The organism is Collinsella intestinalis (assembly GCF_902364775.2).
Classification (GTDB): domain Bacteria; phylum Actinomycetota; class Coriobacteriia; order Coriobacteriales; family Coriobacteriaceae; genus Collinsella.
The window spans coordinates 56,051-69,684 of the sequence record NZ_CABJEU020000001.1; the positions used below are offsets into that span (position 1 = coordinate 56,051).

The 13,634-nt window shown below is 60.4% G+C and carries 9 protein-coding genes and 3 tRNA genes; 10 read left to right on the top strand and 2 right to left on the bottom strand.

The window, feature by feature from the left end; translation table 11 throughout:
* Positions 1 to 392: 392 nt before the first annotated feature.
* Positions 393 to 4,418: an MSCRAMM family protein gene (locus FY258_RS00245; RefSeq protein WP_182279347.1), complete on the bottom strand. Its 4,026-nt coding sequence runs from the start codon at positions 4,416 to 4,418 to the stop codon at positions 393 to 395.
* 891 nt (positions 4,419 to 5,309) lie between these two features.
* On the opposite strand from FY258_RS00245, the gene FY258_RS00250 reads away from it, so the two are divergent.
* From FY258_RS00250 to FY258_RS00260, 3 genes are all read left to right on the top strand, one after another.
* Positions 5,310 to 5,384 (top strand) — tRNA-Gly (locus tag FY258_RS00250).
* 65 nt (positions 5,385 to 5,449) lie between these two features.
* The gene (gene purB / locus FY258_RS00255; protein WP_118102341.1) at positions 5,450 to 6,793 is read left to right on the top strand and encodes an adenylosuccinate lyase; all 1,344 of its coding nucleotides are present in this window, start codon (positions 5,450 to 5,452) and stop codon (positions 6,791 to 6,793) included.
* Positions 6,794 to 6,818: 25 nt separating this feature from the next.
* Positions 6,819 to 7,925, top strand: a complete 1,107-nt coding sequence (locus tag FY258_RS00260; RefSeq protein ID WP_147350701.1) for an LPXTG cell wall anchor domain-containing protein — start codon at positions 6,819 to 6,821, stop codon at positions 7,923 to 7,925.
* A 390-nt stretch (positions 7,926 to 8,315) separates the two neighbouring features.
* Here the strand turns inward: FY258_RS00260 and FY258_RS00265 are convergent, their stop codons facing one another.
* A complete protein-coding gene (locus tag FY258_RS00265) occupies positions 8,316 to 9,170 on the bottom strand; it encodes a trimeric intracellular cation channel family protein (protein ID WP_118102343.1) in 855 nt (284 codons plus the stop codon).
* A 139-nt stretch (positions 9,171 to 9,309) separates the two neighbouring features.
* On the opposite strand from FY258_RS00265, the gene FY258_RS00270 reads away from it, so the two are divergent.
* From FY258_RS00270 to rplI, 7 genes are all read left to right on the top strand, one after another.
* Positions 9,310 to 9,400, top strand: a tRNA-Ser gene (locus FY258_RS00270).
* Positions 9,401 to 9,453: 53 nt separating this feature from the next.
* Positions 9,454 to 9,544: transfer RNA gene (locus FY258_RS00275), tRNA-Ser, on the top strand.
* A 274-nt stretch (positions 9,545 to 9,818) separates the two neighbouring features.
* On the top strand, positions 9,819 to 11,054 hold the full coding sequence (locus FY258_RS00280; RefSeq protein ID WP_118102344.1) for a DUF4013 domain-containing protein: 1,236 nt from the start codon (positions 9,819 to 9,821) through the stop codon (positions 11,052 to 11,054).
* Positions 11,055 to 11,429: 375 nt separating this feature from the next.
* The gene (rpsF, locus tag FY258_RS00285; RefSeq protein WP_118102345.1) at positions 11,430 to 11,723 is read left to right on the top strand and encodes a 30S ribosomal protein S6; all 294 of its coding nucleotides are present in this window, start codon (positions 11,430 to 11,432) and stop codon (positions 11,721 to 11,723) included.
* Positions 11,724 to 11,776: 53 nt separating this feature from the next.
* Positions 11,777 to 12,256 (top strand): single-stranded DNA-binding protein, encoded by a 480-nt coding sequence (locus FY258_RS00290; RefSeq protein WP_006723465.1) that lies wholly within the window; start codon positions 11,777 to 11,779, stop codon positions 12,254 to 12,256.
* A 59-nt stretch (positions 12,257 to 12,315) separates the two neighbouring features.
* On the top strand, positions 12,316 to 12,582 hold the full coding sequence (rpsR, locus tag FY258_RS00295; protein WP_006723464.1) for a 30S ribosomal protein S18: 267 nt from the start codon (positions 12,316 to 12,318) through the stop codon (positions 12,580 to 12,582).
* Positions 12,583 to 12,593: 11 nt separating this feature from the next.
* The gene (gene rplI, locus FY258_RS00300) at positions 12,594 to 13,121 is read left to right on the top strand and encodes a 50S ribosomal protein L9 (protein ID WP_118102346.1); all 528 of its coding nucleotides are present in this window, start codon (positions 12,594 to 12,596) and stop codon (positions 13,119 to 13,121) included.
* The last annotated feature ends 513 nt before the right edge of the window (positions 13,122 to 13,634 follow it).

Here is a 13,634-nt window from a genome sequence, read left to right on the forward strand (position 1 = left end):
TTCCCGCGCGGCTATTCCAGGTTGCGTTTCCGATTGCATCGAAGGCGGATTGCTCGTGAGCTCTTGCGAGCTCGGTGAACATGTGATGCGATCGTCCAAGTCTGTGTCCGAACACGAGCAGGTGCGCCCCTCGTTCCTCGCATCTCACGTCGAGGTAGGGGCAGCCGAGTTCGCTGCGCTTCCCCCATGCGTCGTGATCGAGGTACCAATCGCGCGGCCTATTCCTCGACGGCAGGGCAACGGGCAAGTCGATGCTTGTGCCGGAAACCGTGATCCAACCCACGATTTCGGGGTTGACCTGAGCAAGGGCCCTCCAATCCAACTCGGTGCATCCTCTCTCCTCAGCCTTTGGCTGAAATCGAATCATTTCACGCAGGTCTTTCGTCTTCCGTTCAACGGATGCGAGTGACTCGGCTGCTGAGAGTCCCGCGCCCGCTATCGCGCTTAGGACGCAAGCCAGCAGAACTCGCCGTTCGATTGCTTTGCCAGCGCTTTCGTTGCCATGCGTATCCTGCGGCGACGATGCTTGCGATGGAGAGGCCGATTGCAGTCCTGAGCGAAGGGGCGGCTCCTGTCTGATCGAGGCTGATGATTGGACGTGTCTGCGCCTTTGCCGCCTCTTGATGGACGACGTCGCTGTCGTGGGCTTCAAGTCCTTCACCACCTCCATTGCGATAGAGCGAAATATGCGCGCGGTTGTCTATCGAGCTGCCGCCGGTGTACGCGGGTAGCGCGCGCATATGGATCAGCGTTGGCGCGTGTGTGTCCGCCGACTCCCCGTCTGCATCTTGCGTTTTCCCATGGGCTGGGGGAACGGGGTTCCAATCGTCATGCGGATGTTTGATGTCCGCGTCATCCCATTGGCTCGGTCTCGACGTAAAGTCCTTGTTCACGCACCCGTACTCGAGACGGATGTCGGTGATGGCCTCGTCCGATTCAAGGGACAGGTCGGAGACGGGCAAGAAGGTGCTCTCGGTGGCTGAGACCCCCTCCTTCCACAGTCTCCAGCCCTTATAGTCCATCACTCGACCATCCGCGCCGACGATGTCCGCAACTGCCGCGTCGCCAAGCCAGGGATTCACGTGCCCATCTGCAAGCGTTGCATTGGCGTTCTTTTCCTCCGTGTCGGCTTCTCGGTCGAGATTCGTGCGATACCAGACGTTCAGCTTGCCGTCGTAATCGCCGTGCGCCCGCCCGGTCGTGATGCCCGTCAGCTCGGCCATGCCGTTCTTGGCCGCATCGAGATTGTCTTCAACGGTGAACTCATCCACCCAGCTCGAACTGTCATTTCTATAGTCGAGAGCGTATGAGAACGAACCGTCTTCGCTCTCCCGTGTCTTTGCGCGATTGAGACCATCTCCATCCGCTGCCGTGTCAGGGGCAACGGGCTTCGCAATCTCCTGACGTTTATCGATTTTGCCCGATACGCTAATCGGCCTGTCGTGGAGTGAGACCATCTGGACGTCCGCCGTTGGTTTCACGTTGAACGTGAGCGCTGCGGCCGGATCGTGCGTGTGAGGAGACCTGAGTTCTGTCAGCGTGTAGGATCCCGGTTCGAGCCGTTCGATACGATGGGCCTCCGTTGTGCTCGTCCAACTTTCGATAACGTTGCCCTCTCCGTCCGTGAGTTCGAGCAGCGCGCCCGCAAGCGGCTCCTCGGTTTCAGATGCCCGCTTCGTGATTTCGACTTTGGTGTAGTCGTTGGCAATGTTGATGCGCGGGGAAGTGACCCCCTCATCGTTCGGCAGGACTTGGGTCGCGTATGTGTGAACCTCTCTGTTGACAACGTATCCGGCGGGCGCATGCATTTCCTGAACACACCAGGTCAACGGTTCCTCGTCGGCCTCACGAGTGCTCGGTCCAACCATATACCGGGGCTGATCCTGCTGCTCTTCGAGCGCAATCAGGTTGAAGAGCGCGTCGAGTTCATGCGGCAGCATCGGAAGGTGCGTTAGGACCATGTCTCCGTGTTCGTCCGTCACCGTTGATATGCCTGCACGGGAAAACGCCGCATCCAGATATTTCTTGGCATATGGCACGAGCGTGTGATCCGTGCGATAGAGCTGGGACTCACGCCATTGCACATGCGCCGGTTCGCCAAAAACAAGTTCCACATCCGTTTTTGCGTTCAGCCTCTCATCGCTGGTTGACGTTGTGCTTAGCCGATACGATCCCGGTTTAACGTCTCTGATGATGGCCAAATCGCCATCCAGATCAAAGTCGTCGGTCTCATATGATTCGAGTTCGATATCCCTCGTTTCGACAGAAACCCTGCCCTTCATGCCGAGTATGCCCGGAGTGTAGGCGATGAGGTGCGACGTGCCCGCTTCGATGCGGAGCTCCTTTTCGTAGTCGGCGTGTACGGTCGTCCCATCTGCATCAAGCAGCTCGATTCGATACGTGCCGGGCGCCAGCATGTCGTCCGTATCGCCGAGCGTTATGCGCTCGGCGCTCCGCGTCACATCGGCTTCAGGAGTCTCAACCTCTTTTTCGCCGTTCTCGGAAATTCGGGTGAGATGCAAGGAGTAGCCGACGGGGATCGATGCCCTGGCAAGCGCGTAGTCAACCTTTTGGTCAAGCCGGATCTCGACATTCTTCCAGTCGCGAGCGCCGATGCAGTTCGTGATCAGCAGCGACCCCAGATTCCCATCGTCGGCCATCCGCTCGGGCTCAACCTGCTCCTTGAATTCAAGTTCCCGAGGCCAGACATCGAATGATGCTCCGGCCAAGGGCGCCCCCGTCGACGCATCAGTCTTATGTATGACGGTTTCGGTGGGGGTGTTCTGATGCGTCACTTCGATGTCGACCACAGGTGTTTCCGCGTCGACCCAACTCAGGGTGAAGGGTATGGGGGTGGGGTCGAGAGTGTGTCCCGGCGCTGCCTCAACCTCGATGAACGCATATCGAGCGCTCCCGCTGCCGAGTGGCAGCCCATCGATGCGTGCCACGCCGCTCTCGTCGGTGGGGTCGAGCTCGACCGTCGCACCCTTGGGCATATCGACGGAGCCACTCGGGTTCACGATGTCTTCCATGGCGACCACGATAAAGTGCGCGCCTTCGATTGCGTTTCCCTCCTCGCACCATGGGCAGGTGTCATCGGAGCAGCGCTTAACGATTGACGCCGATCCCGTTGCTCGTTCGTCTGAGATGCGCACGACGGTCAGCGGTTGCGTTTCGGTGTCGTCGGCAATATCGAATTCGATTTCGTCCCCGTTGGTCAGATAGGGTTTCACGGCCTTCGTTTCCCGGATGTAGTAGGTTCCCGGTTCGAGTGGCTCGGGCAACGTGACGCATCCCGTGGCGTCGGTGGTGAAAGTGTTCATCACCGCATGATTGGGATGCCAAACCTCCTGGGATATCGGTTTCTTATGCTTGTCGAGCACCTGAAACGTGAATCCCTCGAGTGGGATGGGCTGACCGTTGGCGGCGTCGCATTTCACGATTTGCACCCGCGATCCAACAAAGTCATTGTCGACGATGTAGTGCAACGTGCTTCCGTCAGCCATCTGGTCGGTCCCAATGACCCAGTCGGGGCATGGTTGATAGCCCGCGGGCGTGCTGCCGGGGTCCTCGTGGACGGTATATCCTTTTCGGTCGTAAGGGATGGCGCCCTTGATGCCGTCGATGCGCGATCCCTCGCCGAACCACCTGCCGGCGCTCGACGCTCTTCCGCGGTCGTCGGTCGTGATGGAGCCGACGGTTTTGCCGGTCGAGTTTGAGATGATGTCAAAGCGTACTTTGGCACCCGGTTTCTGCAATCCGGAGCCCTCGTTGCCGCTTTCGAGGTATTTCACCACTTCGATATCGAATGCCTGGGGTAATTCGCCGTAGCCATCTTTGGGTGAGAGTTCAAACACGCCCGATGTCCCAAGCTGGCCGTCGTTCACCTCGTAGGTGTGCACGGTCGGATCGAGCCGATAGCCTTCGGGCGCCTTTGTCTCGACCACGGAGATGCGGCCCAGGGGGATGCCCGTCGCCGTGGCGACGCCGCGTTCATCCGTTGTCATATGCGTTTTCCATCCCTGGGTCGACAGGGAAGTCACTTCGTACTGGGCGCCCTTTAGGGAGAGGCCCTTCTGTGCTCCGCCGCCGGTGGCGGCATCTTGTTTGCGAACGGTGAGGGAGACGGTTCCCGGTGTGTCCTCGAATACGATCGTGGCCCCCTTGGGGTCCACGTGGAACGGGATGCGGCCCTGATGCAGCTTGTAGCCCTGGGGCGCCTTGGTTTCCACGGCGTAATAGTTCTTGTTAGGGGCGAGCTTGCAGCGGGCCTTGCCGCCGGCATCCATGGTGATGGAGGTGATCTTGCGCTCATCCGCGACGTCGTATATGTCGAAGGAAGCCCCGCCCAGCGTGTATGCTGAGTTGCCGTCAGTCAGGCTCGGCGCTTTGGAGCGCTTGGCGAATTCGACGTCCACATCGAGTACGAGCTTCCATTCTCTGGTGCAGCAGCGCTGGTAAGGATAGGTGCTTGGCACAGTGCCCGGTGCACCCGCTGCTGCGTTTTGGCTTTTGATCAATACGAAGTACGTGCCGTTGGGGTTTCGCTTTGCCTCAAAAGGATATGAGCCGTCGCAGGGGCCCGGGTACAGGCTGTGATTCGGCACCCCGATGACCAATTCGTAACAGAGTGCGGGGTACCTCGCGCCGTCCGGCATGGTGACATTTCCGCTGAATTTGCCTCCCACAACGGCGTTGCCCGACATCACGCAAGTGCCCGTGACCGTCCCGTCGGGATGCACCTCAACCGTATTTCCGTTGGGGAATGTGTGCGTGTAGCCATCTGCGGCGAACGCGCTGCGCGACCAGGGTCCCACGAGACCCGAGAGTGCGCAAAAGGCTGCAGATATGAGGATGAATATGAGAATGGTACGAGCCTTAGCGTTGAATGTCGCGCCCGGTAGGGGATGAGTCCGCCGCCCGCGCGTCCGCCGCGCCGCGGTTCCATCGGTTGCCGTACGACCCCTTTTGGCGTTTCCACCTCCGATCGGCCCGCGTGTCGGTTTCTTCCTCTTGTCGATCATCGTGCCCTCCCGTGGTCTCGTGGTTGAACGCGGGCGGCTGTGTTTGTGGTGCGTTGCCCGTGGGGCGATGCTACGATGCGAAATCCCGAGAGCATCTCGATTCGTCTGTCGTCGCGTTGGTAAGAAGCTGAGAAAAACTGACCATTCGTGCCGTCTCCCAGTTCAAGACGACGCCATGCGGCGAGCAGTTCACAGGGCCTTCGTTTTTGCCCGTTTTCATTCAAAGAAAGAGCGCAAAGACGTCGGTTGCCTGTGCGGGAGTGCGCGTGGTAGGATTAACCGCACGCGGGTATCGCCAAGTGGTAAGGCATCAGCTTCCCAAGCTGACATTCGCGGGTTCGAGTCCCGTTACCCGCTCCATTGAGAGCCATAAGAGCCCGGTACCGTGGAGGTGTCGGGCTCTTTTCATGAAAGGAGCCCTCGTCATGATCGATCGCTACACCCGTCCTGAGATGGCCCACATCTTCTCGCTCGAGAACAAGTACGCCGTTTGGCAGGAGATCGAGGTGCTCGCCTGTGAGGCCCAGGCCGAACTCGGCCAGTGCGGCATCACCAAGGAGGATGCTGTCTGGATTCGTGAGCACGCCGGGTTCGATAAGGCCGAGGTCGACGCCATCGAGGCGGTCACCCATCATGACGTCATCGCGTTTCTTACCAACATGGGTGAGCACGTGGACGCCGAGGTCCCCGAGGGCGAGCCCAAGCCCAGTCGTTGGGTCCACTACGGCATGACCAGCTCCGATTTGGGTGACACCGCTCTGTGCTACATGCTCACCCAGGCCTGCGACCTCATTATTGAGGATGTTCGCAAACTGGGAGAGATTTGCCGTCGCCGCGCCCTCGAGGAGCGCGACACCCTTTGCGTCGGCCGTACCCACGGCGTTCACGCCGAGCCCATGACCTTCGGTATGAAGTTCGGCAGCTGGGCCTGGGAGCTTAAGCGCGACCTTGATCGCCTTGTCGATGCGCGCAAGAACATGGCCGTCGGCGCCATCTCCGGAGCGGTCGGAACCTACAGCTCCATCGACCCGTTCGTCGAGGAGTATGTCTGCGAGCGTCTCGGTCTGGCGCACGATCCGCTGTCCACTCAGGTCATCTCGCGTGATCACCATGCCTACCTGGCCGGCGTGCTCGCCACCACCGCTGCGACCTGTGACCGCATCGCGACCGAGATCCGCAGCCTCCAGAAGACCGACACCCTCGAGGTGGAGGAGCCGTTCCGCAAGGGCCAGAAGGGCAGCTCGGCCATGCCGCACAAGCGCAATCCCATCACGCTCGAGAAGGTGTGCGGCCTCTCTCGCCTGGTGAAGTCCAACGCCCAGGTGGCGTTTGAGAACGTTGCCCTGTGGCATGAACGCGACATCTCGCACAGCTCCGCCGAGCGCGTTGCCCAGGCGGATAGCTTCATGGCGCTCGATCACATGCTTACCTGCCTCATCCGCATTGTGGACGGTCTCATCCTGTATCCCGCCCGCATGAAGGCCAATCTCGACCTCACGCGCGGCCTGATCTACTCCTCCAAGGTGCTGCTCGCCCTGGTCGATACGGGTATTTCGCGCGAGGATGCGTATAAGATCGTGCAGCGCAACTCCATGGCCGTGTGGGATGACGTTCACGCCGCCGTGGATGGTCCGGACCTGCGTGCTCGCCTGGAGGCCGATCCCGAGTGCACCGTAACGCCCGAGACGCTTGATGAAATCTTCGACCCGTGGGACTTCCTCACCCGCCGCGACGCCCTGTTCGATCGTCTTGAGCAGCTGAGCTTCTAAGAGATAGAAAGAGAAGGAGTCGAGCTTGAGGTTTTCGAGAATGACGCGGATGATGGCGTCCGTGCTCCTCGCCGGTGTGCTGTGCGTTCCGGCTGTGTTTCCCTCGCCGGCCTATGCCGATGGCGGGCAGACTGGGCCCAGTGCTGAACCCCAGGCACTCGAAGATACGCATTTCTTCCCCGATTTTGAACTTGGGCCCATCATGGTTTCGGGCTGGAATTTCAATACGCTGCAGGAGGCCGTCGACGCCATTGGCAGCGATCCTGAGGTAAAGGGCCGGACCGCGGTGCTGATAGACAATGTCGAGGAGTCGATTACAGTTCCGGCGGGTAAGGAGCTGTCGATCGATTTGTACGCCCATAGGCTGAGCGGTACGGCGGGCAAGCCGGCGATTACCGTCAAGTCGGGCGCCAAGCTCACCATTGAGGGTTCGGCGACCGATTCGGCCGTGCTTTTTGCCCCGACCCCCGACGCCCCCGCACTCGTGATCGAACCCGGAGCGTCTGTCGTGCTGGAGAGTGGGTCGGTGAAAGGCGCGGAGGGCGTTACAACCCCCGTCATCCAAAACGGAGGAACGTTCGTCGTGCACGACGAGGCCAAGATCGAGGGAGAAGTCTTGGGCGGCATGGACGCGCACAAACATGCGCTTTCCTTTGTGCCCGAGGTGCCGGCGACCTGCATGGTGGACGGGCGTCCCGAGTACTGGCATTGCGACGGCTGTGGGCTGTCCTTTGCCGATCCCGAGGGCCGCAACACGATCAGGCCGAGTGAGCAGGTGATTTTGCATCCTGGGCACCTGGTCAAGCATATGCCCGCGGTGGAGCCGACTGCCCAGGCGGAGGGAAATACCGAGTACTGGGAGTGCGATCGCTGCGGCCTCGTGTTTGCCGATGCCGGCCTCGCGCAGGTGATTGAGAAGGCCGACACGGTGCTGCCGAAGCTTGAGGCGCCCACGCCGGCCGTCCCGATGCAGCCGACGCCTCCCGCCGTCCAGCAGGGTGTTCTGGCGCCGTTGAATCTGCTGCCGAAGACGGGTGACGACTCCGCTATTCCGGTCGTGATCATGGGTGTGATCGGAGTTATTGCCGTCGTTGCCGGCATCGTGGTCAAGATGCGGGGAAGGTCGAAATAGATCTTGGTGGAATCGGGTTCCCCGTTTGTTGTTTGATGTAGACGATGCCGTCTGCCCGTTCTAAGCTGGCGCTGATTGGTGGCGGCGTAAAAACAGGACACGAGCTGCCTCAACGGCAATCTAGTGCCCCTTAGAGCCGCCTCTCTGATTGGTGGTGTCTTGGCTTTGTCGGCTGGTTTCTCGCCGATGCCGTTCAGGCGCCGTTCGGCACTGAGAAGAGCGTAATTGCGGGCGATATCACGCTGTATGTCGGCTGGCTCAAAAATGAAGTTGACGGACCCGCTTCTTCTTAGAAAACCGTGGCAAAGATAACCGCGTCTAAAATCGATGATACATCCATGCTGCCGATGATGGCGGTCGATCGTTCTAACGTCGGCGGTCCCAGTCGGGCTAGCGTCGATGGCGACGGGTCTCCCGCTGGCGATCGCGCTTGTGCTGACGCTCGATTTTGCGCAGGCGGGCCTGCTCCGCCGCCCGGCTTGTCTTGGTGCTCACGTGCTGGGCCGCCTTGCGCACGGGGCGAACCACCGGGCGAGCGACCTTTTTGACCGGTTCGGGCAGCTTGTGCAGATCGACTTCGGTGGGGCTCATGATGTTGTAGCGGATGGACCACCAACGGACGGCCATGGTGACGGCGACGCTTATCACGGCCGCGGCGATGTTCCAAATGTCGAGGTATTGCACGAGAACGATGTAGGTGAGTGCGCCTGCGATCGCCGCGATCGCGTACAGGTTGCTGCGTTGGAAGATATAGGGCACGCGGGCAAGGCAGACGTCGCGCAGCAGGCCGCCTCCGACGGCAGTGAAAAAGCCCATCATGACGCAGGTGATGGCGGGGTAGCCGTAGAGCATCGTCTTATCTGCGCCCATGACGGCGAACAGGCCGACGGAGAAGATGTCGAGCACCGCCACGAGGCGGTCGGGTTTTTCGACCATGACGGGGAACGTGAACACCGCCGCGGCCGTTGCGACGGCGACGGGCAGGGCGAGCGGCTGGCGGAGGATGTAGACGTTGCCCTCTTGCAAGATCACGTCACGGATGAGACCGCCGCCGAGCGAGACGAGCACCGCCAGCCCGATAGCGCCGACGAGGTCGAGCTTGTTCTCGCGAGCCGTGAGTGCGCCCGTCGCCGCTGCAACGACGACGGCGAACAGCTCGAACGCGAGCGGGATCGCGACGCTTTCGGATGCGATGACGGAAGCCGAGACGGCGCTTTGCGTGACTGCGAGTACGGCCGGAAACACGGTGCCTCCCTGGGAAAATGAACTGGCTCAACCATCTTAGCGGAGGCAGTTGTGGAGGGAGTAGAGCAATTTTGGCCCCTTTTCCAAGAATTACTGTTGCATCCCACCCAACTTACGGTACAATAGCCCCTGCATTCACGGAGAGTTGTCCGAGTGGCCGAAGGAGCACGATTGGAAATCGTGTAGGCGCCAAAAGCGTCTCCAGGGTTCAAATCCCTGACTCTCCGCCAGAACTTTCAGCGGCACGCATCCAATTGGATCGCGTGCCGTTTTCACATCCTACGGAGGAGTGGCAGAGTGGTTGAATGCGGCGGTCTCGAAAACCGTTTACGGGTACTCCCCGTACGAGGGTTCGAATCCCTCCTCCTCCGCCATCATGCATTGCGTTAACGAGCCCGGTTGGCTCGTTTTTTGTATATCGGCCATGGGCCATAACCCGCGAGGGCGCGCTTGGCGCCGGGTGTTTTATCGGCGCGCTTCTTTTGCCCGGCAATCCGGACTCTGCCAGTGCGGGGCGCATGCGCCTTAGGGGGTTCTTGCGAGCGGCTTAAGCTGTGCTTAATGATGGCACGCGCAGGTGAAAATGTCTCGCCCATCGGGATACACTTCAATCATGCAAATGGCGAAGACTGAGGAATTGGGGCACGCATGCAAACTGGTGAAGTTGGTTTCATGTCGTCGTGGCGGATGCTCACGCGCGACAAGGGATGGGTTAAACCGCTGCTCGTCCTGACATTGGTCAGCTGGATTCCGATATTGGGTCAGATCGCCGTGCTCGGCTATGGCCTCGAGTGGGCGCGGCTCACTGCCTGGGGCGTGGAATCTGCTCCCAAGCAGCGCGGCGTTGACTATGGCAAGGTTATCTCCACGGGTGCCCGCGCTTTCCTCATCACGATTTCCCTTGCTTTTGTCTGCGGCCTGGTCCTGCAGATTCTGTTTCCTGGTTCGCTTGCCGCGCTGATGGCGATGACCACGGGCGGCAGCGGTCTTGCGAACTCGGTCATCCTGGCTTCCGGGGCGACGTTCTTCTTGCTCGACCTCGTTATCATGGTGTTCGCCGGTACGTTTTTGCAGGCGGCGGCGCTGCGCGGAACGCTGTACGACAGCTATTCCGCCGGATGGCGCCTCGACCGACTGTTCCAGATGGTCGTTCGCGACTTCGGCGGCTTTTGCAAGGTCCTGCTGGTGACCCTCATCGGGGCCGTGGCGTCCTCGGTCTACGCGCTCGTTGTGGCGATGGTGGCCATGCTCGTGCTGATGGGCGGCCTGCTGAGCGCCACTGCCGTGATTGGGCTTTCGGATGGCTATATGACCGGCTGGCACTTCCTGGCCGACCAGCTCCTGCGCATGGGCGCCGGCCCGGTTTTGCTCTTCGTGCTGCTTTTGATGGCCCTGCTGTTCGTGGGCAATGTGATCTCGACGGCGATGAATCTGGTGAGTGTGAATGCGATGGGGCAGTGGTTCGCACGTTTTGACGTGAACCGCTGGGGTGTCTCGTCTGCTCCCCTGCCCGACGATGTTCCCCATCACGGTGCTCGCACGGCTTACGCCTCCGCACCGATGGATCCTATGGCCTCGCCGGCTGGAGAGCCCGATTCCGTAGCCTCTGCCCCCGCCGATGCCGCCCAGCCCGTCGACTCCGCCGCTTCTTCCGAATCGGTTGAGCCCGTCGACTCCGCTGCTTCTTCCGATCCCGTCGAGCCTATCGAGCCCACCGATTCCGCTGAGGCTGAGGTGAAGACTTCCGAGACGGCTCAAGTTGAGGCTGTTGAGGAGACCCAGGTCGACGCCACTCCGGTTGTTGAGAAGAAGCCCATTCCGCTCGGGCCGATCAGCACCGAGGATGCTCCCGGCGATGAGGACGGCGGCCCCATCACGGAATAGGTTCGGGATAGCCTTCGTTTTCCATAGTGCCCCAGTTGCGTTTCTTGTTTGTGAGAAATGCAGCTGGGGCACATTTTGCTTTTCGGCCGCGTTGCCCGCACGCTGCGTCTTTCAGGTGAGGGAGGACGGAGGCGAGATATCGAAGAAGACGTGGTGCGATGGAGAGTGGATTTGTGTCTGGGCGGCGTGGCATGCTTATCACGTGGCGGATCACATGTTTGGGCTTCTGGCAGAAGTGCTCGAAAATGTGGAGGTCATGGGGTGCGGCAGCGGACACCTTGCAAGATGTGCAGATTCGGCTATAGTTAGCACGTCTTTTCCTGCTTCGGGCGCACCTTCACGACCCGAAGCCGTTTGTCCAGAGGAGGTGACCACATGAAGGCTTATGAACTGCTGTTCTTCGTTGACCCCAACCTCGATCCCGAGACTCGTCTCGCCGTGATGAAGCGCATCGACAACACGATCGCCGAGGGCAATGGTAAGGTCGACAACGTCGACGAGTGGGGCAAGCGCAAGCTCGCTTACGAGATCGACAAGCTCACCGAAGGTGACTACACCCTCATCAACTTCCATGCAGACCCGGCTTCCATCGCGGAGCTCGATCGCGTGCTTCGTATTACCGACGCCGTGATCCGCCACATGATCGTCCGTCGCGACGACCAGGAGTAGGTCATTTGTATGGATGCGGCCCATTAACGCCGCGTGAGAGGTAGTGAACACGTATGAGCATCAATCGAGTCAACATTTCCGGTAATCTCACCCGCGATCCCGAGCTGCGCGCCACTGCGAGCGGCACCCAGGTCCTGAGCTTCGGCGTGGCGGTCAACGACCGTCGTCGCAATCCTCAGACGGGCGAGTGGGAGGACTACCCGAACTTCGTGGACTGCACGATGTTCGGCACCCGTGCGGAGGCCGTGAGCCGCTATCTCTCGAAGGGGTCGAAGGTCGCTATCGAGGGCAAGCTCCGTTATAGCTCCTGGGAGCGTGACGGCCAGCGCCGCAGCAAGCTCGAGGTCATCGTCGATGAGATCGAGTTCATGTCCCGCGGCCAGCAGGGTGAGGCAGGCGGTTACGCCCCCGCCCCGTCCTACGGCCAGCAGGGCGGCTACGCCCCCGCGCCCGCTCCGCAGCAGGCTCCGGCGCCCATGGCGGCTCCGGTTCCCCCTGCGGTCGACGTCTACGATGAGGACATCCCGTTCTAAGGGATGTGTAATTGACGGTGAGAGTTCGCTCGAACCGTCGTCACGAAAGGTATTGAGACATGGCTAATGATTATTCTGCCCGTCAGCCGCGTCGCAAGTACTGCCAGTTCTGCAAGGAGAACACTGAGTTCATCGACTACAAGGATACTCAGCTCCTTCGCAAGTACATGACCGATCGCGGCAAGATCAAGCCGCGCCGCGTCACTGGCGCCTGCACGCAGCATCAGCACGACATCGCGAACGCTATCAAGCGCGCCCGCGAGATGGCTCTTCTGCCGTACGCCGTGCCCGTGGTGTCCACCCGCGGTCCTCGCGAGAAGAAGTAGGGAGGGTACCCATGAAAGTTGTTCTGCTTGGTGAGATCAAGGGCAAGGGCGGCGAGGGTGACGTCATCGACGTCGCTCAGGGTTACGCCGAGAACTACCTGATTCCGCAGAAGCTCGCCGTTGCTGCTACCAAGGGCAACCTGAAGCAGCTCGAGGAGCGTCGCAACAACATCGAGAAGCGTGAGGCTGTCCGCCTGGCCGACGCCAACGCTCTCAAGGCTAAGCTCGACGGCCAGAAGGTCGCCGTCGACGCCAAGGTCGGCGAGGAGGGCGTCCTCTTCGGCTCCGTCACCGCTGCCATGATCGCCGACGCGATCAAGGCCGAGCTCGACGTTGAGATCGACCGCAAGCGCGTTGAGCTTGGCAAGCCGATCAAGGTCGCCGGTTCCCACGAGGTGGAGATCTCCATCTACCGTGAGATCAAGGCCTCCATCGTCGTCCTGGTGGGCGTCGAGGAGCAGGCCGAGGAGACCGTCGAGGCTGAGGAGGTCGCCGCTGAGGAGACCGCCGAGGTCGAGACCGAGGCTGCTGCCGAGTAGCTTGCTCGCTTCGAGTTACGCGACTCATGAGCCCCGTGCCATTTGAGTAACGCCGGGGTTCTTGAATCGGCTGATTATGGGGGCTGATTCCGGAATCTCCCGGGGTCAGTCCCTTTATTTGTGATGCTTCTTTGATTCCAGGGGTTGAAGTGGGCGGACGGGCACCTTCCGATCGTTTGGAAGTTCGGATGAGCCCGTTTGTGAACAAGGCCGTCTTCGGGCGATGATTGTCTGTCTGGCCGTGCGGCTGTCGACATGAGGCATCCCTCCCTGAATACGATCCGCGTTGCAACCTTGGTCTTCTTTGGACGTAGGGTTATCCGATTTACGGGTGCTGCCGGTTCGTATCGGGATTCGGGTGCAGACTCCGCGTCTGTCATTCGTTCTGTTTGGGGCCGGTAGCGTTCGCCCCGGCTTTGTGGCGAATCTTCATCCAGTACGCTGTTGGGATAGCTTGGGATTTCTAGATTTCGGCGCATAATCGCTACGATGGCTACCTTGGAAGGTGGCCCC

Excerpts from the sequence above, each read along its gene's own strand:
- purB (WP_118102341.1), top strand. The coding sequence starts at position 5,450 with ATGATCGATCGCTACACCCGTCCTGAGATGGCCCACATCTTCTCGCTC.
- FY258_RS00280 (WP_118102344.1), top strand. The coding sequence starts at position 9,819 with ATGCAAACTGGTGAAGTTGGTTTCATGTCGTCGTGGCGGATGCTCACG.
- rpsF (WP_118102345.1), top strand. The coding sequence starts at position 11,430 with ATGAAGGCTTATGAACTGCTGTTCTTCGTTGACCCCAACCTCGATCCC.
- FY258_RS00290 (WP_006723465.1), top strand. The coding sequence starts at position 11,777 with ATGAGCATCAATCGAGTCAACATTTCCGGTAATCTCACCCGCGATCCC.
- rpsR (WP_006723464.1), top strand. The coding sequence starts at position 12,316 with ATGGCTAATGATTATTCTGCCCGTCAGCCGCGTCGCAAGTACTGCCAG.
- rplI (WP_118102346.1), top strand. The coding sequence starts at position 12,594 with ATGAAAGTTGTTCTGCTTGGTGAGATCAAGGGCAAGGGCGGCGAGGGT.